This is a genomic window from Rhodococcus sp. 14-2470-1a (assembly GCF_002259425.1).
In the GTDB taxonomy this organism is placed as follows: Bacteria; Actinomycetota; Actinomycetes; order Mycobacteriales; family Mycobacteriaceae; genus Rhodococcoides; species Rhodococcoides fascians_E.
Genome location: NZ_NPFZ01000029.1, coordinates 262150 through 280301 on the forward strand (window position 1 = coordinate 262150; position 18152 = coordinate 280301).

Annotated in this window: 18 protein-coding genes; 11 read left to right on the plus strand and 7 right to left on the minus strand. The window is 65.1% G+C overall.

Annotated features, from left to right (window positions below):
• Nucleotides 1-21 precede the first annotated feature (21 nt).
• Nucleotides 22-1026, plus strand: coding sequence for a nitronate monooxygenase (locus CH292_RS18845; protein ID WP_094655434.1), 1005 nt, complete (start codon nucleotides 22-24; stop codon nucleotides 1024-1026).
• A 57-nt stretch (nucleotides 1027-1083) separates the two neighbouring features.
• Here the strand turns inward: CH292_RS18845 and CH292_RS18850 are convergent, their stop codons facing one another.
• A complete protein-coding gene (locus tag CH292_RS18850) occupies nucleotides 1084-3126 on the minus strand; it encodes a glycoside hydrolase family 15 protein (protein ID WP_019667509.1) in 2043 nt (680 codons plus the stop codon).
• Nucleotides 3127-3210: 84 nt separating this feature from the next.
• On the opposite strand from CH292_RS18850, the gene CH292_RS18855 reads away from it, so the two are divergent.
• From CH292_RS18855 to CH292_RS18880, 7 genes are all read left to right on the plus strand, one after another.
• Entirely contained in the window at nucleotides 3211-3429 is a 219-nt protein-coding gene (locus CH292_RS18855; protein WP_241483682.1) for a hypothetical protein, read from the plus strand.
• A 134-nt stretch (nucleotides 3430-3563) separates the two neighbouring features.
• A complete protein-coding gene (locus CH292_RS29660; RefSeq protein ID WP_342585472.1) occupies nucleotides 3564-3665 on the plus strand; it encodes an Ms4533A family Cys-rich leader peptide in 102 nt (33 codons plus the stop codon).
• Nucleotides 3666-3866: 201 nt separating this feature from the next.
• A complete protein-coding gene (locus tag CH292_RS18860; protein WP_037107411.1) occupies nucleotides 3867-4889 on the plus strand; it encodes a sulfate ABC transporter substrate-binding protein in 1023 nt (340 codons plus the stop codon).
• Between the two features lie 5 nt (nucleotides 4890-4894).
• Nucleotides 4895-5719: a sulfate ABC transporter permease subunit CysT gene (gene cysT, locus CH292_RS18865; RefSeq protein WP_179278001.1), complete on the plus strand. Its 825-nt coding sequence runs from the start codon at nucleotides 4895-4897 to the stop codon at nucleotides 5717-5719.
• Nucleotides 5716-6516 (plus strand): sulfate ABC transporter permease subunit CysW, encoded by an 801-nt coding sequence (gene cysW / locus CH292_RS18870; RefSeq protein WP_019667505.1) that lies wholly within the window; start codon nucleotides 5716-5718, stop codon nucleotides 6514-6516. Before cysT ends, cysW begins: the two co-directional genes overlap by 4 nt.
• Nucleotides 6516-7583, plus strand: a complete 1068-nt coding sequence (locus CH292_RS18875) for a sulfate/molybdate ABC transporter ATP-binding protein (RefSeq protein WP_019667504.1) — start codon at nucleotides 6516-6518, stop codon at nucleotides 7581-7583. Before cysW ends, CH292_RS18875 begins: the two co-directional genes overlap by 1 nt.
• Nucleotides 7584-7760: 177 nt before the next feature.
• A complete protein-coding gene (locus CH292_RS18880; RefSeq protein WP_020111637.1) occupies nucleotides 7761-8432 on the plus strand; it encodes a YoaK family protein in 672 nt (223 codons plus the stop codon).
• On the opposite strand, the gene CH292_RS18885 is transcribed toward CH292_RS18880, so the two are convergent.
• From CH292_RS18885 to CH292_RS18905, 5 genes are read right to left on the minus strand one after another with little or no spacing between them, the layout of a single operon-like run.
• A complete protein-coding gene (locus tag CH292_RS18885; protein WP_033190459.1) occupies nucleotides 8393-9148 on the minus strand; it encodes a sirohydrochlorin chelatase in 756 nt (251 codons plus the stop codon). The two genes, CH292_RS18880 and CH292_RS18885, sit on opposite strands and share 40 nt — an antisense overlap.
• A gap of 1 nt (nucleotide 9149) precedes the next feature.
• The gene (locus tag CH292_RS18890) at nucleotides 9150-10454 is read right to left on the minus strand and encodes a sulfate adenylyltransferase subunit 1 (RefSeq protein ID WP_019667501.1); all 1305 of its coding nucleotides are present in this window, start codon (nucleotides 10452-10454) and stop codon (nucleotides 9150-9152) included.
• A 2-nt stretch (nucleotides 10455-10456) separates the two neighbouring features.
• Nucleotides 10457-11392, minus strand: a complete 936-nt coding sequence (gene cysD / locus CH292_RS18895; protein WP_019667500.1) for a sulfate adenylyltransferase subunit CysD — start codon at nucleotides 11390-11392, stop codon at nucleotides 10457-10459.
• Nucleotides 11389-12099 (minus strand): phosphoadenylyl-sulfate reductase, encoded by a 711-nt coding sequence (locus CH292_RS18900; RefSeq protein WP_019667499.1) that lies wholly within the window; start codon nucleotides 12097-12099, stop codon nucleotides 11389-11391. The genes cysD and CH292_RS18900 overlap by 4 nt, the downstream gene beginning before the upstream one ends.
• The gene (locus CH292_RS18905) at nucleotides 12096-13829 is read right to left on the minus strand and encodes a nitrite/sulfite reductase (protein ID WP_020111635.1); all 1734 of its coding nucleotides are present in this window, start codon (nucleotides 13827-13829) and stop codon (nucleotides 12096-12098) included. Before CH292_RS18905 ends, CH292_RS18900 begins: the two co-directional genes overlap by 4 nt.
• Nucleotides 13830-14229: 400 nt before the next feature.
• On the opposite strand from CH292_RS18905, the gene hemW reads away from it, so the two are divergent.
• On the plus strand, nucleotides 14230-15438 hold the full coding sequence (gene hemW, locus CH292_RS18910) for a radical SAM family heme chaperone HemW (protein ID WP_094655435.1): 1209 nt from the start codon (nucleotides 14230-14232) through the stop codon (nucleotides 15436-15438).
• Between the two features lie 18 nt (nucleotides 15439-15456).
• On the opposite strand, the gene CH292_RS18915 is transcribed toward hemW, so the two are convergent.
• Entirely contained in the window at nucleotides 15457-15762 is a 306-nt protein-coding gene (locus CH292_RS18915) for a type II toxin-antitoxin system VapB family antitoxin (protein ID WP_094655436.1), read from the minus strand.
• Nucleotides 15763-15890: 128 nt separating this feature from the next.
• Between CH292_RS18915 and hrcA the strand changes: the two genes are divergently transcribed.
• Both hrcA and dnaJ read left to right on the plus strand, forming a co-directional pair.
• The gene (gene hrcA / locus CH292_RS18920) at nucleotides 15891-16934 is read left to right on the plus strand and encodes a heat-inducible transcriptional repressor HrcA (protein ID WP_026348199.1); all 1044 of its coding nucleotides are present in this window, start codon (nucleotides 15891-15893) and stop codon (nucleotides 16932-16934) included.
• Nucleotides 16935-16997: 63 nt separating this feature from the next.
• Nucleotides 16998-18152: a molecular chaperone DnaJ gene (gene dnaJ / locus CH292_RS18925; RefSeq protein ID WP_094655437.1), complete on the plus strand. Its 1155-nt coding sequence runs from the start codon at nucleotides 16998-17000 to the stop codon at nucleotides 18150-18152.

Genomic DNA, 18152 nt, shown 5'->3' on the forward strand with positions numbered 1-18152 from the left:
CACGGAGTAGTTTCACGGAGTGTGACGACGAGACTCCTGAACGAACTGACCATTCCGATCATCAGTGCGCCGATGGCAGGCGGGCCGTCCACTCCTGAGCTGGCTGCCGCGGTCTCGCGGGCCGGAGGCCTCGGCATGCTGGCCGGCGCACTGCTCGACCTGGACGCTTTCGCGGCGAAGGTGGATTCGCTGCGAGAGGTCCTGTTCGGCGTCAACCTGTTCCTTCCCGACGACCCCTCCGGTGCTGATGTCGACGCGTACGCCGATCGAATCGCACCGTGGCTGGAGAAGTACGACGCTCCACGCGGTGAACTGACCAGGCGTGACGATTTCTACCCGGAGAAGTTCCGCTGGCTGGTGCAGTATCCGGTTCCACTCGTGTCGAGTACGTTCGGGACGTTCGACACGGCGGAAGTTGCCGCTCTCCACGAGGTCGGCACCGAAGTGTGGTGCACGGTGACCTCCGCACGCGAAGCCGAGGAAGCCGAGGCCAACGGCGTCGACGCGCTGATCGTCCAAGGTCCCGAGGCCGGTGGACACCGCGGAAGCTTCGACGGCTCGGCTCCCGAGGAACCGTTGGCGGAGCTGCTCGAGGTGGTGCGGCGGGCGTCCGCTCTGCCTCGTATCGCTGCGGGCGGCCTGATGGACGGCAACGACGTTGCACCGCTGTTGAAATCCGGAGCGGCGCACGCTGCTCAGCTGGGCACGGCGTTTCTGAACACGGCCGAAGCGGGAACGCGACCGGTCCACCGAGAGCAGCTGACCGCCACCGAAGAGACCGCCGTGACCCGCGCATTCTCGGGACGCCCCGCGCGCGGAATCGTCAACGAGTTCATGCGAGATCACTCCGGTGACGCCCCGCTCGCGTACCCGGACCTGCACTACCTGACCGCTCCGATGCGCGCGAAGTCCGGTGCAGCCGGGGACCCGTCGGCGCTGTCGATGTGGGCCGGAACCGGTCACCGACGCGCACGCGCGGCGTCGGCGACGGACCTGATGGCGGAATGGGCGACCCAGTTGCAGTGAGTCGACCACTGTCGTTGTGCGTGGAAATGTAGGCCTGGGCCTACATTTCCACTCACGTCAGTTGGTGTGTGCCGGCTGGAAGTGGCCGGCGGCCTGGGCTTCCTCCGCGCGGATCACGTGGACGACCGCGTTGATCAGCGCCAGGTGAGTGAATGCCTGCGGGAAGTTGCCCAGGTGCCGTCCCGACCTCGCGTCGATTTCCTCCGCGTAGAGCTTGAGCGGGCTGGCGTACCCCAACAACCGTTCGCACAGGTGCTTCGCGCGGGCGAGCTCACCGATCTCGACGAGCGCGGACACTAGCCAGAACGAGCAGATGGTGAACGTTCCCTCCTCGCCCTCCAGACCGTCGTCGGTGGTGTCCACCATGTACCGCAGGACCAAGCCGTCGACGGTCAATTCGTCGGCGATCGCCAGGACCGTTGCCCGCACGCGATGATCGTCCGCGGGGAGGAAGCGAAGCAGCGGAACCAGCAGCAGGGAGGCATCGAGCGACTCGTGTCCGTACCGCTGCGTCAGCACACCGCGGTCGTCGACGCCGTGTTCGAGAATGTCGGCCTTGATCTCGTCGGCGATCTCGTTCCACTGGTCCGCGTAGTCGGTCTCGCCGTGGATGGACGCGAGCTTCGCGCCCCGATCGAGCGCCACCCAACACATCACCTTCGACGAGGTGAAGTGCTGCGGCTCGCCGCGCACCTCCCAGATGCCGCGGTCCGGTTTCCGCCAGTTGGCGATGGCCTCCTCGACCTGACGCTTGAGCAGCGGCCACAGAGACTCCGGAACGTGTTCGCGTGACTTGACGTGCAGGTACACCGAATCCAGCATGGTGCCCCAGATGTCGTGCTGCTCCTGGTTGTAGGCACCGTTGCCGATTCGGACCGGCTTTGCGCCGTCGTACCCGGACAGGTGGGACAGCTCGCTTTCCTCCAGCGTCTTCTCGCCGCCGATGCCGTACATCACCTGCAGCGGATTGGCTTTGCCGTCCTCGGTCATCGACACGTCGGACATGAACGAGAAGAAGTCGTTCGCCTCACGGTCGAGTCCGAGGGTGTAGAGCCCCCACAGGGCGAACGTCGAATCGCGTACCCACGCATAGCGATAGTCCCAGTTGCGTTCTCCTCCAGGAGTCTCCGGCAACGACGTCGTCGACGCCGCCAGCAGGGCGCCGGTGGGTGCGTACGTCAACCCCTTCAGGGCGAGCGCGCTGCGCTGCAGGTAGCCGCGCCACGGGTGATCGGGGAAGCGGCCGATGGTGATCCACTGGCGCCAGCACTCGGACGTGCGCCACATCTTGTCCGCCGCTTCCTCGAACGTCTGCGGTGCGGGCAGATCCGACCAGGACAGTGCCACGAAGATGTTGTCGCCCTCGGTCATTCGGGTGCGTGCGCGCGCCTCGCGACCCTCGATGCCGATCCGGAGGTTGGTGGTGAGCTTCAACGTCGGTTGGTCACCGACCGAGCTGGCCTCGCACGTCGCCGTCGCCTCCTCGTACACCTTTCCCGTGTACTCCCAGCGGGCGGGCGCGCGGTGGTAGTCGAACGCCGGCTCGCAACTCATCTCGAGTTCGACGGTGCCGCTGACACACTTGACGGTGCGCAGCAGAATGTGTTCCGCATCCCAGTCCGACGGGGCCCGCTTGTGTGTTCGTGAGCGTTGATCGGTGTTGTGCCAGGGCCCCATCACCAATGCATCACGGACGACGAGCCAGCCCGTCTCGGTCTGCCACGTGGTCTCGACGATCAATCCACCGGGCAGGTAGCGGCGCGCGGCGGGAACCGATTGGCCGTAGGGGCCGACGCGGAAGTGTCCGGCGCTCCGATCGAGAACGGCACCGAAAATGCTGGGGGAGTCGGGACGGGGAACGCACATCCACTCGACGGAGCCGTTGCGAGCGATCAGGCACGTTGTCTCGCAGTCGGAGAGAAACGCGTAATCATCGATCGGAGGAAATGCGCTTCGGCCGGTGGTGATGGTCGACACCGGCGCTTCGGTACTCGACAACACTCCCTGCGGGTCAAGGCCGTCGCCGTCGGGAGAGCCTGGTCGGGGAATCGAATCGTCGGGCACGGGCACCACGGTGGAACGTTCGTCGAAGGCCGTCATCGCTCAATCATCGACGCCACCGGTGCCCGGCGTCCACCGGTGGCGATTTTCGGCGTGGCGCACGTGCCCTCTAGGCTGAGGTTCGTGCATGCAGTGGCAACGTGGTGGGACGGGATCGAGCTGTGGATCACCGGGCTGCCGTTCGTGCCGCAGTCGCTCGTCGTCCTGCTCGTTTTAGTTCCGGCCGCGCTGGGATTGGCTCGGGTGTTCGATCGAGTTCTGGCTGTTGTCCTTCATGCCCTCGGACGTGACGCGCGTGCCGAGAAAGATGCGTCCGAGTCGCCCGTCGCGGAAGGTCATTGATGCCGAAGTCGAGGGTCACGCTGGCCCTGATCGCACTGCTCGTACTCGTCGTTCTGGCATGGTTTCTGACCAGGTGATCGCACGCGTGCCCGCGCAATTAGAGTCCGCCGGGTTCCTCTGCTAGATTTCTGTCCGTGTCTGCCGCTGCCGAGTACCAGGTCCGCCATGAACTGGCGTTGATCGCGGTCGGCATGCTTGCAGTCGCGGATATCGACTGTTGTCGATCCGCGTCCTGATTCGGCCGCCTGCCCAGTCCGTACTGCCCCGCGCCTGAGAAGCGTGCGCTGCGCCGTGCGGGGTTCTCGCCCGCGTGCCCGAAGGACGCTTCACCGTGCTATCCGGTGGGCATGATTCGAGCAGGTGTGTGCGGTCCTCGGTTGCTCCACGGATTCCGTCAACGACAAATCAGATTCACATTCGATGAAAGGCACTTCTCGATGAGGCTCAACTCTCGATACCTGCTCACCACCTTCGCTGCTGTGGGAACTCTGGTCCTCGCTGCGTGCGGCGGTGGGTCGAGCGATACCGTCGGGGCCGACGGTGGGTCGAGCAGCGGTTCGACACTGACTCTCGTCGGGTACGCGGTCCCGAAGAATGGGTGGGATGCCATCGGGCCTGCATTCGAGGCCACCGAGGACGGCCGGGATACCGCCATCAACGCCGATTACGGTGCCTCGGGTAATCAGTCTCGCAAGGTCGCCGACGGCGCGCCGGCGGACATCGTGAACTTCTCCGTCGAGCCGGACATCACGCGTCTCGTGAAGGCAGGCAAAGTCGACGAGGGCTGGAACGAGAACGCCTACGGCGGTGTGCCTTTCGGTTCGGTGGTGACCTTGGTGGTGCGCGAGGGCAACCCCAAGAACATTCAGACCTGGGACGATCTGCTGAAGCCCGACGTTCAGGTGATCAGCCCGAGCCCCCTCAGCTCCGGTTCCGCCAAGTGGAACCTTCTGGCTCCCTACGCAGCCAAGAGCAACGGCGGCCAGGACAAGCAGGCCGGACTCGACTACGTCCAGCAGCTCGTGTCCGGGCACTTCCCGGTGCAGCCGGAATCGGGCCGCGCCGCAACGGAGGCGTTCCTGCAGGGGCAGGGTGATGTCCTGTTGAGCTACGAGAACGAAGCGCTGCTGATCGAGGAGCAGGGACAGCCCGTCGAGCACATCGACGTGGCCGACACCTTCCGAATCGACAACCCGGTAGCGGTCGTCAACACGAGTTCGCAGCTGGAGAAGGCAAACGCACTCAACGACTTCATCTACACCGACGAAGGCCAGCGCATCTGGGCCGAGTCCGGCTTCCGTCCGACCAACCCGGAAATCGCTGCAGAATTCTCGGACAAGTTCTTCACCCCGCAGAACCTGCGCACGATCGACGATCTCGGTGGGTGGGACGTCGTCGATTCCGAGCTCTTCGGTGATACCGGTGCAATCACGACGATCTACAAAGACAGCACCAAATAGCTGACATGTCGCAACGTAAGGGAAGAAAGTTTCGAGGTCCCGGGTCCGTCGGGCCGTTCGGTCTCGGCGTCGCGGTGCTGTGGCTCAGCATCATCGTGCTCCTGCCGCTCGCTGCGCTCACCGTCAAATCGTTCGACGACGGCCTCGCCGGCTTCTGGGACGCGGTCACCGAGCCTCGAGCGATCGCGACGTTCAAGGTCACGTTGGAGGTCTCGGCGGCGGCCGCCGTCATCAACCTGGTGTTCGGCACGCTCATCGCGTGGGTTCTCGTTCGTGACGAGTTTCCGGGCAAGCGCTTCGTGAACGCGCTGATCGACCTTCCGTTCGCGCTGCCGACCATCGTGGCCAGCCTGGTGCTGCTGTCTCTGTACGGACCGGCGAGCCCGGTCGGCCTGGTGTTCAACGCGACCAAGCCCGCAGTGGTCGTCGCACTGCTGTTCGTCACCCTGCCGTTCGTGGTTCGTGCCGTGCAGCCCGTGTTGATCGAGTTGGATCAAGAGGTCGAGGAAGCTGCGGCGTCGTTGGGCGCGAACAACTGGACGATCTTCAGGTCGATCATTCTGCCGGTTCTGCTCCCGTCCGTGCTGACCGGAACCGGACTCGCCTTCGCTAGGGCCATCGGTGAATTCGGCTCGGTCGTGCTGATCGGTGGCAACATTCCGGGCGACACGCAGATCGCCTCGCAGTACATTCGCGAGTTGATCGAGTACGACCAGACCGTCGACGCCGCCGCGATCTCGGTCGTGTTGCTTGCTTTCGCGTTCGTGGTTCTGTTCGTCCTGCGCATCGTCGGCAATCGCCTGGCACGTCGTGAGGAGCAGATTCGATGAGGATCGGATTACCGGTCAAGCTGTCGCTCCGGTCGATTGCGTTGCTGTATCTCGCTGCCCTCGTGCTGTTCCCGCTCGGTGCCATTCTGTACCGCACGTTCGAGAACGGCTTCCTCGAGTTCTGGGGGTTGATCACCACTCCGGCAGCGCAATCCGCCTTGCAGCTGTCGCTGCTGATCGTGGCGATCGTCGTGCCGGTGAACGTGGTCTTCGGTGTCATCACCGCGCTCGCTCTGGTTCGCGGTCGGTTCCGCGGCAAAGGCGTGCTCGAAGCGATTGTCGACCTTCCGTTCGCGGTGTCACCCGTCGTCATCGGTGTGGCACTGATCCTGTTGTGGGGTGCGAACGGTTGGTTCGGTGGACTCGAAACCCTGGGTTTCACGGTCATCTTCGCGCTTCCAGGCATGGTCATCGCGACCATCTTCGTGACGCTGCCGTTCGTGGTTCGCGAGGTGGAGCCGGTTCTGTACGAGATCGGCGAGGAGCAGGAAGAAGCCGCGTCGACGTTGGGTGCGTCGTCGTTGCAGACGTTCTGGCGCATCACCCTGCCCGCCATTCGTTGGGGTCTTACCTACGGGATCGTGTTGACCGTCGCACGTTCGCTCGGTGAGTTCGGTGCTGTGATCATGGTGTCCACCAACCTTCCCGGCATCTCTCAGACCCTGACGCTGTTGGTTCATTCGAGGTACGAGGACTTCAACCAGCAGGGCGCCTATGCGGCATCGACTCTCCTCATGGCAATCGCCGTCATCGTGCTGTTGCTGATGACGACCCTCGACAAGAAGAGGACGAAGTAATGACCGTACAGAAATCGGACGACATCGAGATCTCCGTCATCGGTGCCAACAAGCACTACGGCGACTTCGCGGCCCTCGACAACGTCAGCATCGACATCCCCAAGGGTTCGTTGACCGCGCTGCTCGGGCCGAGCGGTTCCGGCAAGTCGACGCTCCTGAGATCGATTGCTGGTCTGGAACAGTTGGACTCCGGCCAGGTAATCCTCGGTGGGCAGGACGTGACGTGGATCAGCCCTCAGAAGCGCGAGATCGGGTTCGTCTTCCAGCACTACGCCGCGTTCAAGCATCTCAGCGTCCGGGACAACGTCGCGTTCGGTCTTAAGATCAGGAAGCGTCCCAAGGACGAGATCAAACGCAAGGTCGACGACCTGCTCGAGATCGTCGGACTGGCGGGTTTCCAGACTCGGTTCCCTGCACAGCTGTCCGGTGGTCAACGCCAGCGCATGGCATTGGCACGGGCCCTTGCCGTCGACCCTCAGGTCCTGCTTCTCGACGAGCCCTTCGGTGCACTCGACGCGAAGGTCCGTGAGGACCTGCGCACGTGGCTGCGGCGGCTGCACGACGAAGTGCACGTCACCACCGTTTTGGTGACGCACGATCAGGAAGAGGCGCTCGACGTCGCCGACCGGATCGCCGTTCTCAACAAGGGGCGAATAGAACAGGTCGGTTCGCCCGAGGATCTCTACGACCGTCCGGGCAACGATTTCGTCATGTCGTTCCTCGGGCAGGTTGCCAAGCTCAACGGTCAATTGGTTCGCCCGCACGACATCCGGGTCGGCCGAGACCCGTCGCTGGCTCTCGCTCAGGAGAACGGGACCGCCGAATCCGCAGGCGTCACGCGCGCCGTCGTCCAGCGTGTCGTGCATCTCGGGTTCGAGGTGAAGGTCGAACTCCAGAACGCGGCCACCGGAGAATTGTTCGCGGCGCAGATCACCCGCGGCGACAGTGAAGCGCTGCAGCTGAACCCCGGCGAAACCGTGTACGCCAGAGCGACGAGGATCCCGGAGATCGCGCCGACGGGTGATGCCGTGCAGACGGATCCGCTGGAGAGTGCCACTTCCAGCTAGCAGCAACGGATTTCGGCTCCATGGCGTCACGGTCCCGGCGCACGCGCGCCGGGACTGTAACGGCAGTCCGTGATAATCGCATCTCCACGTGACGTGGTCGCACCGCTACGCCCACCGTGACGAATTCCACCGGGAACCTCGGGATAGGCCCCGCTACCGTCGGGGTGCATGCGAGAAATGTTCAGCTCTCACGCCCGACTGTCCTGGGTGCTCGCCGGCCTCGCCGGGTTGGTCGGTGCCGCAGCGTTCACCAACACCGGTGGATACTTCGTGACGTTCATGACGGGAAACACCGAGCGCGGCGCGGTCGGATTCTTCCGAGGTGAGAACGCCATGGCCGCTGCAGCGATTCTGCTGATCCTGACGTTCGTCGCAGGCGTCGTCATCGCGTCGCTGTGTCGGCGCCACGTCTGGCGCGATCATCCACACGGCGCAACCGTACTCACCACCATCGCGTTGGCGATCGCATCCGTGGTCGACGTCGTGATGAGCGGATGGAGCGCTCCGCAGGTGCAGTTCGTGCCGATCCTGTTCATCTCCTTCGCAATGGGCGCGCTCAACACGTCGTTCGTGAAGAATGGTGAAGTGTCGATCCCGCTGAGTTACGTCACAGGAACATTGGTGAAGATGGGGCAGGGGATCGAGCGTCACATCAGCGGCGGATCGGTCAAGGACTGGCTCGAATACTTCCTGCTCTACGCAGCGTTCAGTCTCGGCGCTCTCGTCGGCGGAATCATGAGCCTGGCCATCACCGGCCCTCAGGTGCTGATCGCCGCCACCGTCGTCTGCGCGGTCACCACGCTCTACACCTACCGGCGGACGGTGGAGGACTCGTCGATTCTCGGTTGATATCGCGGTGCCTCGTCGAACCTGGACGACACCACGTCCGCGACGAGCGGGTGGTCGCCGAGCACATCGGCACGTAGGGCCGAGTTGTCGAACGCACCGAACACTCTGTCGATGAGCAAGCCCGGCGCGAGAAACCACGGGGCTACGACGACTCGGCGGGGCCCCGCCGCTGTCAGCCGCGCGACGGCGTCGGCAGGCGGGGATTCGACCCCGGTCGCGAAGCAGACCTGCGCACCCGACCATTCGGTTCCGTCCAGAAGACGTGACGCCAACGTGCGAGTGCGTCGATTTGCAAGCGAATCCGAGGATCCGACGGCGGCGACGGCAACGGCGACGTCGGGGTCGTCACGGTCGACGCCGGTGCCCAGTACGCGTGCGCGGAGCACGTCGACCAGCCGCGAATCGTCACCGAGTACATCGGCCTGAGTGAACGTCATCCACGGGTATCGGACGCGCGCCGCGTCGAGTATGCCCGGAAGATCGACGCGCGCATGGAACGCGCTGCCGAGCAGGAGCGGAACCACGACCGCGGACGAATGTCCCTCGGCCGCAACCTCACCGATGACGGTGCCGACAGCAGGCTCGGTCAGATCGAGATACGCCACCCGCACGTCCAGATCCGGACGGCGAAGTCGAACGCCGTCGACCACAGCAGCAACGGTTTCCGCGGAACGCGGATCGCGACTGCCGTGGGCGACGGCGATCAGGACGCTCATGTCAGGCCGGTACCGATTCCCCCAGCTCGACCGCGGACAGGGCGTCGCCGACGAGGCCGGCAGCAAGAGTGTTGCCGCCGGAGGGATCGATGAGCAGGAAGCTTCCCGTGTGCCGGTTGACGGCATAGTCGTCGGCGACGATCGGCTCGGCGACACGCACCGAGATGCGTCCGATGTCGTTCAGCTCCAACGATTCCGGTGAAGGATCGGCCGTGAGGTTCTGCTCGTCGAACTTCTCGACGAGTGTGCCGACGATGGCCTGGGTGGTGCGTGTGCCGTGCTTGAGCAGCAGGCGGGCACCGGGACGCAGGGGCTTCTCGGCGAGCCAGCAGACGGTGGCGTCGAATTCGCCGATCGGCTCGGGAGCGTCCTGCGGCGAGACGATGGTGTCGCCTCGGGAGACGTCGACGTCGTCGGCGAGGATCAGCGTGACGCTGCGCCCTGCGTGTGCGGAATCGAGTTCTCCGTCGGCCGTGTCGATTCGCTCGACGGTGGTACGGGTTCCGGAAGGCAACACGACCACCTCGTCCCCGGGGGTGACGGCTCCTGCCGCGACCTGGCCCGCGTAACCGCGGTAATCGGGGAAGTCGGCCGTCCGTGGACGGATGACGTACTGCACCGGGAACCGCAGGCCGACGCGATGGGGCTCGGCGTCGACGGGAACGGATTCGAGGTGCTCTATGAGCGTGGGGCCGTCGTAGTACGGAGTGTTGGTCGACCGGACCGCGACGTTGTCACCGTGCAGCGCGGACACCGGAATCTCGACGACGTCCTCCGACGCCCATCCGAGTGACGATGTGAGCGAGTTGAACTCGGCCGAGATGTCCGCGAACACCTGAGCCGGATCCTCGACGAGGTCGATCTTGTTGACCGCGAGAACCAGCTTCGGCACACCGAGGAGCGCCAGAACAGCAGCGTGACGACGAGTTTGTGTGATGACACCTTTGCGGGCGTCGACCAGCAGAATCACCAACTGCGCCGTCGACGCACCGGACACCGTGTTGCGTGTGTACTGAACATGGCCGGGAGTGTCGGCGAGCACGAAAGACCGTGCAGGCGTGGCGAAGTAGCGGTACGCGACGTCGATCGTGATGCCCTGCTCGCGTTCGGCTCGGAGGCCGTCCACCAGTAGCGACAGGTCGGGTGTGCTCAGGCCACGGTCGACCGACGCCCGGGTGACGGCGTCGATCTGGTCTGCCAGCACCGATTTCGTGTCGTACAGCAACCGTCCGACGAGTGTCGATTTACCGTCGTCGACGCTACCGGCGGTGGCGAGGCGAAGAAGCTGCGAACCAGATGTGGACATGCTCAGAAGTATCCTTCGCGCTTGCGGTCTTCCATGGCTGCCTCGGAGACGCGGTCGTCGCCTCGGGTGGCGCCACGTTCGGTGAGGCGGGACGCGGCCACCTCCGCGAGGATGGCCTCGTTGTCCGCGGCGTCGGACAGGACGGCGCCGGTGGTGGATCCGTCGCCCACGGTGCGGTAGCGCACTGACAGTGTCTGCAGCTCTTCGGCTTCCGTCGGACCGCCCCACACGCCCGGGGTCATCCACATGCCGTCGCGCTGGTAGACCGGGCGCTGATGGGCGTAGTAGATGCTCGCCAGTTCGACGTTGTCCCGCGCTATGTAGCGCCAGATGTCGAGTTCGGTGAAGTTGCTGAGGGGGAAGACGCGCACTTGCTCACCGGGGGAGTGTTTGCCGTTGTAGAGGTTCCACAACTCGGGGCGCTGCTTCTTCGGGTCCCACTGGCCGAATGCGTTGCGCAGCGAGAAGATCCGTTCCTTCGCGCGAGCGCGCTCTTCGTCGCGACGTGCGCCGCCGAAGACCGCGTCGAAGCGGTTCTCGGAGATGGCGTCGAGCAGGGGAACGGTCTGCAAGGGGTTGCGAATGCCGTCGGGACGCTCGGTGAGGCGGCCGTCGGCGAGGTAGTCCTCGACCTTCGCGACGTGCAGGCGCAGGTTGTACTTCGCGACGACGTAGTCGCGGAAGTCCAGCACCTCCTGCAGATTGTGACCGGTGTCCACGTGGAGAAGCGCGAACGGCAGCGGCGCCGGCCAGAAGGCCTTGATCGCCAGGTGCAGCAGGACCGTGGAGTCCTTACCGCCGGAGAACAGAATCACCGGGCGTTCGAATTCCCCTGCGACCTCGCGGAAGATGTGGATTGCCTCGGACTCGAGTGCGTCGAGAGTGTCGAAGCGCGCGCTGTCGACACGGGGGCGATCCGTTGCTGTGTTCACGGTCATGAGGCGTGCAACCCACATTCGGTCTTGGCCTTGCCGGCCCACCGACCGCTACGCGGATCGGCGCCGGGGGCAGGTTTGACGGTGCACGGCGCGCACCCGATCGATGGATATCCCTCGTCGACGAGTGGATTGACGAGGATGGAGTGTTCGTCGATGTAGCGCTGCATGTCGTCGTCGGACCACGCAGCGATCGGATTGATCTTCACCAGGCCGAATGCATCGTCGAACGAGACGAGGGGCGCGTTGGCGCGGGTAGGTGCCTCCACGCGTCGGATACCGGTGACCCAGGCGCTGTAGTTGGCGAGTTCCTTGCGTAGCGGAGCCACCTTGCGCAGTGCGCAGCATCGGTTGGGTTCGCGTGCGAACAGGTCTTTGCCTTCTGTCGAATCCTGCTGCGCCACGGTCTGTTCGGCACGCGCATTGATGACGTTGACGCCGTACACGGCCTCGACGGCGTCACGAGTGCCGATGGTTTCCGCGAAGTGGTAGCCGGTGTCGAGGAACAAGACGTCGACGTTCGGGTGTACCTGCGCGGCGAGGTGAACGAGAACGGCGTCCTGCATGTTGGACGCCACGATGTAGTCGTTGCCGAACTCTCGTTCGGTCCACTCGAGCAGCTCGACGGCATTGGCGCCGTCCAACTCCCTCGCGCCGCGCTCGGCGATCGATTTCAGCTGATCGACCGACAGGTCCAGTCTGGTAGTCATCGCAAATCCGCCTCGTCTGCTCGCACGGCCCACTGAGCGAACCGCTCGCCTTCGCCTCTGTGCTTCACGAAATTCCGCACCACTCGCTCGATGTAGTCACCGAGTTCGGTGCTGTTCACCTTGTGCTGGCGCAGCTTCCGGCCGAACGCACTGTCCAGACCGAGACTGCCTCCTAGGTGAACCTGGAATCCCTCGACCTGATTCCCGGCACCGTCGTCGACGAGCATTCCCTTGAATCCGATGTCGGCGATCTGGGAGCGCGCGCACGAGTTGGGGCAGCCGTTGATGTTGATCGTGACCGGTACGTCGAGCTGGGCATTGATGTCCTCGAGGCGAGCCTCGAGGTCCGGAACGAGAACCTGTGAGCGCTTACGAGTTTCAGCGAAGGACAGCTTGCAGAACTCGATTCCACTGCAGGCCATCAGGTTCTTGCGCCAGTGCGACGGCCGGGCAGGCAGTCCGAGTGCGTCGAGGTCCGAGATGAGCTGCTCGAGCTTGTCGTCGGGGACGTCGAGGACGATCAGCTTCTGGTAGGGAGTGAACCGCAGACGATCCGATCCGGCCTTCTCGGCTGCGTCGGCGACCTTGGCCATGATCGTTCCGGAGATGCGGCCGGCGATCGGCGCGACGCCGACTGCGTTGAGCCCGTTCTTGAGTTTCTGGACGCCGACGTGGTCGCGGGGGCGGGCAGGCTTTTCCGGCGCCGGGCCGTCGATCAGCTTGCGGTGCAGGTATTCGTCCTCGAGCACCTGACGGAACTTCTCGATTCCCCAGTCCTTGATCAGGAACTTCAGGCGAGCTTTGGTGCGCAGGCGGCGGTATCCGTAGTCGCGGAAGATGGAGACGACGCCTTCCCAGACGTCCGGCACGTCCTCGAGCGGCACCCACACGCCGACGCGCTGGGCGAGCATGGGGTTGGTCGACAGTCCGCCGCCGACCCAGAGGTCCAGTCCCGGTCCGTGCTCGGGGTGGTTGACTCCGATGAAGGCGCAGTCGTTGATCTCGTGCACCACGTCCTGCAGGCCGGAGATGGCCGTCTTGAACTTGCGCGGGAGGTTGGAGTACTCGGGCTTGCCGATGTAGCGCTCGACGATCTCGTCGATGGCGGACGTCGGGTCCAGTACCTCGTCCACGGCTTCGCCGGCGAGAGGAGATCCGAGGACGACACGCGGGCAGTCGCCGCACGCCTCGGTGGTCTTCAGGCCGACTGCCTCGATGCGACGCCAGATCTCGGGGACGTTCTCGACCTCGATCCAGTGGTACTGGACGTTCTCGCGGTCCGACAGGTCGGCGGTGTCGCGAGCGAATTCCTGGGAGATCCCGGCGAGGGTGCGGAACTGTTCGAGGTTCAGTGCGCCCGCGTCGCAGCGGATGCGCATCATGAAGTACTTGGCTTCGAGCAGGTCGATGTTCTCGTCACCGGTGAACGTGCCGTCGTAGCCTTGCTCGCGCTGGGTGTAGAGACCCCACCAGCGGAACCGACCGCGCAGGTCGCCCTTGTCGATGCTGTCGAAACCCTGCTTCGAGTAGATGTTCTCGATGCGGGCGCGGACGTTCAGCGGGTTGTCGTCCTTCTTGGACTGCTCGTTGGCGTTGAGCGGTTCGCGGTAGCCGAGCGCCCACTGGCCCTCGGCTCGGCGCTTGGTCGGCCTGGCGGTGCGCTCCCTGGGGGCGACGCGCGCAGGCGTGGACGAAGCGGCGGACGTGGCCGCGTCGGTTGTCGACGACATCGGTGTGCTCCTGGATCTATCGGCTTCCGGGCCGCCGCGGGGAGAGGGCTGGTTCTCGCCGCGTGCACGCGCATCCGGACGGATCGTTCTGACTTCGAGTGTGGGTGTTCGGTCGAGCAGGCCGGCGCAGAGCTCAGCTACAGACTCGACAACAAGGACACGAAGAACTGCACACACGCTTGAGATCGACGTGGCGACGCGCCACGAGCGGGATCCCGGAGTCAGTCACGCCGACCATTGTGCCACGTCATTCCTGCTGGTCCGACCGCAGCAGGGCTATTTACCCACGATTTTCGGTAAATAGGCAGGCAGAGGGCCGGAAACTCGCGGCGCGCCCCCGACACGAGGCTGCGAGCCCGCGAGGTGATTCGGTGCGCTCGACTTCTGGGACACTGGAGCGGTGAACCTGCTCGCTGCCCCGCCCGTCCCACTCGACCTGCCCGACGAGGCGTTCGACGGAATCGGACAGCGGCCGTTCGGAATCTACGTCCACGTCCCGTTCTGTGCGACGCGCTGCGGGTACTGCGATTTCAACACGTACACCGCCGGTGAGCTGGGGACCTCCGCATCGCCGGAGTCCTGGATGGACGGCCTGCGGCGCGAGCTCGACGCTGCGGCCGCCGTGATGGACGCGCGTTCCGGGCACGTTCCGACGGCCGACACCGTGTTCGTCGGTGGCGGCACGCCTTCTCTTCTCGGGGGAGCCGGTCTTTCCGACGTGCTGGCCGCCGTTCGCTCGAGCTTCGGCCTGACCGAGGGAGGCGAGGTCACCACGGAATCGAATCCGGAATCGACGTCGCCGCAGTTCTTCGAGCATCTTCGTGCCGCTGGGTTCACCCGGGTCTCGCTCGGCATGCAGTCTGCCGCCCAGCACGTACTGGCCGTTCTCGATCGCACTCACACGCCCGGCCGGGCGGTGGCGGCTGCGAAGGAGGCGCGCGAGGCAGGCTTCGAGCATGTGAATCTGGACCTCATCTACGGAACGCCGGGGGAGAGGGACGAGGACCTCGACGCGTCGTTGTCCGCGGTGCTCGACGCAGGCGTCGACCATGTGTCCGCCTACGCGCTGATCGTCGAGGACGGAACCGCGATGGCTCGCAAGGTCCGGCGCGGAGAGCTCCCGATGCCCGACGACGACGTTCTCGCGGGCCGGTACGAGCGGATCGATGCGGTGCTGGACGCTGCCGGCCTGCACTGGTACGAGGTGTCCAACTGGGCGACCGGCGCCGATGCGGAGTGCAAGCACAACATCGGGTACTGGGACGGCGGCGATTGGTGGGGCGCCGGACCAGGCGCGCACAGTCACATCGGCGGCACGCGCTTCTGGAACGTCAAGCACCCGGCCCGCTACGCGGACGATCTGGCGTCCGGTGCTCTGCCGATCGCGGGCAGCGAACGGTTGACGGCGGACGATCGCCACCTCGAAGAGCTGATGTTGAAGATCCGGTTGAGAACCGGCCTTCCCGCCGATGTGCTGAGCGAGACGGAACGCAGTGCAGCAGCGCAGGTGGTTGCCGACGGCCTCATGACGTTCGGGGACGGACGCTATGTGCTGACCGACCGTGGGCGCCTGCTCGCCGACGCCGTCGTCAGGGCGATTGCGGCCTGACCGGTCGGGTGTGGACCGTCAGGCGCCGAGGACGTCGTAGTCGAACACGCGGGCGTGCAACACGGTCCGGCTTCGGAGCGCAGCGCGCACTGCACGATGCAGTCCGTCCTCGAGGTAGATCACGCCCCGGTAGTGAACGGCGTGGGGGAACAGGTCGCCGTAGAACGTGGAGTCCTCGGACAGGAGTCTGTCGAGTTCGAGCACCTTCGTCGTGGTGACGATCTCGTCGAGTCGCAGCTGCCTCGGCGGGATCTTGGACCAGTCCCGCAGAGAGAGACCGTGCTCCGGATACGGCTTCCCGTCGCGTACGCCCTTGAAGATCATGCGGTGAACGTCGTCGAAGTCGAGTAGGTCACCGCACCACAGTAAGGCCTTGGACGGCTCGTGTTCGTCGCGGCTACTAGACTCAGACTGTTGACAACCGCGTGACCGAACGAACCGAAGGGGGGAACGTGTCGAGCACCGAGGACAGGCGATTCGAAGTTCTGCGTGCAATCGTCGCGGATTACGTCTCCACTCAGGAACCGGTCGGCTCCCGGGCGTTGGTGGAGCGTCACAATCTGGGCGTGTCGAGCGCGACCGTCCGCAACGACATGGCGGTGCTCGAGGCCGAGGGGTACATCGCGCAGCCGCACACCAGTTCCGGTCGTGTACCCACCGACAAGGGGTATCGGCAGTTCGTGGACCGCATCGCGGACGTCAAACCGCTCTCGTCCGCCGAGCGCCGGGCAATTCTGGAGTTTCTCGAGAACGGCGTCGACCTCGACGACGTGTTGCGACGCGGTGTGCGGCTGCTGGCCCAGCTGACTCGTCAGGTGGCGGTCGTGCAGTACCCGACCCTGTCGGTGTCCTCGGTTCGTCATCTCGAGATCGTCGCGCTGACCCCGGCACGGTTGCTGATGGTGCTCATCACGGACTCGGGCCGCGTCGATCAGCGGATCGTGGAACTCGGCGACGTCATCGACGACGACGAGCTGGCGCAACTGCGGCGACTGCTCGGTGGCGCGATGGAAGGCAAGCGACTGGCTGCGGCGTCGGCTGCCGTCGCCGAGCTCGCGGAGAACTCGCCCGCATCCCTGCGTGACGCCATCATCAGGTCGGCAACTGTTCTGATCGAATCGCTCGTCGAACATCCCGAGGAACGGTTGGTTCTCGGGGGAACCGCGAATCTGACGCGCAACGCGGCGGACTTCGCGGGCGACGCGGGCTTCCCCGGGTCCTTACGCGGTGTCCTCGAAGCGCTCGAGGAACAGGTCGTCGTGCTCAAGCTTTTAGCCGTGACGCAGGACACGCGCACGGTCACCGTCCGGATCGGCGAGGAAACGCAGGTCGAGGAGATGCGCGGCACCTCGGTGATTTCCACTGGATACGGTTCGGCTGGCATGGTGCTCGGTGGCATGGGTGTGCTGGGGCCCACGCGGATGGACTATCCAGGAACAATCGCATCGGTTGCGGCCGTTGCGAGATACATCGGAGAAGTGCTCGCAGAACGCTGAGCACCTCCAGCTCGACTGCATCGGCTCGATCAACCAAGAACAGATTCGAAGAAAGAGACTCACGTGGCACGGGACTATTACGGAACACTCGGGGTCGGTCAGAAGGCCACCGACCAGGAGATCAAGCGCGCCTACCGCAAGTTGGCGCGTGAGCTCCACCCCGACGTGAACCCGGACGAGGCTGCCCAGGCTCGGTTCAAGGACATCTCGACGGCGTACGAGGTGCTGTCCGACCCGGAGAAGCGCCGCATCGTCGATCTCGGCGGCGATCCGTTGCAGCAGGGCGGCGGCGGAGGCGGTGGCTTCGGCGGCGCGGGCTTCGGCGGAGGTCTCGGCGACGTCTTCGAAGCGTTCTTCGGCGGTGGAGGCCAAGGCGGCGGGCGTGGTCCCCGTGGCCGTGTTCAGCCCGGTGCCGACTCCTTGCTGCGCACCAAGCTGACGCTCGACGAATGCGCCACCGGTGTCACCAAGCACATCACCGTCGACACGGCGATTCTCTGCGACGTGTGTACCGGTTCCGGCACCAACGGGGACTCCAAGCCGGTGCGCTGCGAGACGTGTGGCGGTGCCGGTGAGGTCCAGTCGGTGCAGCGCTCGTTCCTCGGCCAGGTCATGACGTCGCGCCCGTGCCCCACGTGCCGCGGAGCCGGCGAGACCATTCCCGACCCGTGCCGTAAGTGCGCGGGTGACGGCAGGGTGCGGTCGCGTCGTGAGATCTCGGTGAAGGTGCCCGTCGGCGTCAGCAACGGAATGCGTATCCGCCTCGCGTCACAGGGCGAGGTCGGACCGGGTGGTGGCCCAGCCGGTGACCTGTACGTCGAGATCGTCGAGCAGCCGCACGAGGTGTTCGTTCGCGACGGCGACGACCTGCACTGCACCATCCGCGTCCCCATGGTGGACGCAACACTCGGAACATCGGTGTCCGTGGACGCCATCATCGACGGACCGACCGAGATCACGGTCGACCAGGGCACCCAGCCGGGGTCGGTCGCGGTGCTGCGCGGACACGGAATGCCGAAGCTCCGCTCGGGCGTCCGCGGCGACCTCCACGCGCACTTGGAAGTCGTCGTGCCCTCTCGCCTGGACAGCAAGCAGACTCAGGTGCTCGAGGACCTGAAGCGGTTGCGTGACCGCGACGCCGCCGAGGTCGTCACCACCGGATCTCAGCACAGCGGCGGGTTGTTCTCCCGGTTGCGGGAAGCGTTCAGCGGTCGCTGA

Coding starts and splice junctions, on each gene's coding strand:
- CH292_RS18850 (WP_019667509.1), bottom strand. CDS start 3,126: ATGACGGCCTTCGACGAACGTTCCACCGTGGTGCCCGTGCCCGACGAT.
- CH292_RS18860 (WP_037107411.1), top strand. CDS start 3,867: ATGAGGCTCAACTCTCGATACCTGCTCACCACCTTCGCTGCTGTGGGA.
- cysT (WP_179278001.1), top strand. CDS start 4,895: ATGTCGCAACGTAAGGGAAGAAAGTTTCGAGGTCCCGGGTCCGTCGGG.
- cysW (WP_019667505.1), top strand. CDS start 5,716: ATGAGGATCGGATTACCGGTCAAGCTGTCGCTCCGGTCGATTGCGTTG.
- CH292_RS18875 (WP_019667504.1), top strand. CDS start 6,516: ATGACCGTACAGAAATCGGACGACATCGAGATCTCCGTCATCGGTGCC.
- CH292_RS18880 (WP_020111637.1), top strand. CDS start 7,761: ATGTTCAGCTCTCACGCCCGACTGTCCTGGGTGCTCGCCGGCCTCGCC.
- CH292_RS18885 (WP_033190459.1), bottom strand. CDS start 9,148: ATGAGCGTCCTGATCGCCGTCGCCCACGGCAGTCGCGATCCGCGTTCC.
- CH292_RS18890 (WP_019667501.1), bottom strand. CDS start 10,454: ATGTCCACATCTGGTTCGCAGCTTCTTCGCCTCGCCACCGCCGGTAGC.
- cysD (WP_019667500.1), bottom strand. CDS start 11,392: ATGACCGTGAACACAGCAACGGATCGCCCCCGTGTCGACAGCGCGCGC.
- CH292_RS18900 (WP_019667499.1), bottom strand. CDS start 12,099: ATGACTACCAGACTGGACCTGTCGGTCGATCAGCTGAAATCGATCGCC.
- CH292_RS18905 (WP_020111635.1), bottom strand. CDS start 13,829: ATGTCGTCGACAACCGACGCGGCCACGTCCGCCGCTTCGTCCACGCCT.
- CH292_RS18915 (WP_094655436.1), bottom strand. CDS start 15,762: ATGATCTTCAAGGGCGTACGCGACGGGAAGCCGTATCCGGAGCACGGT.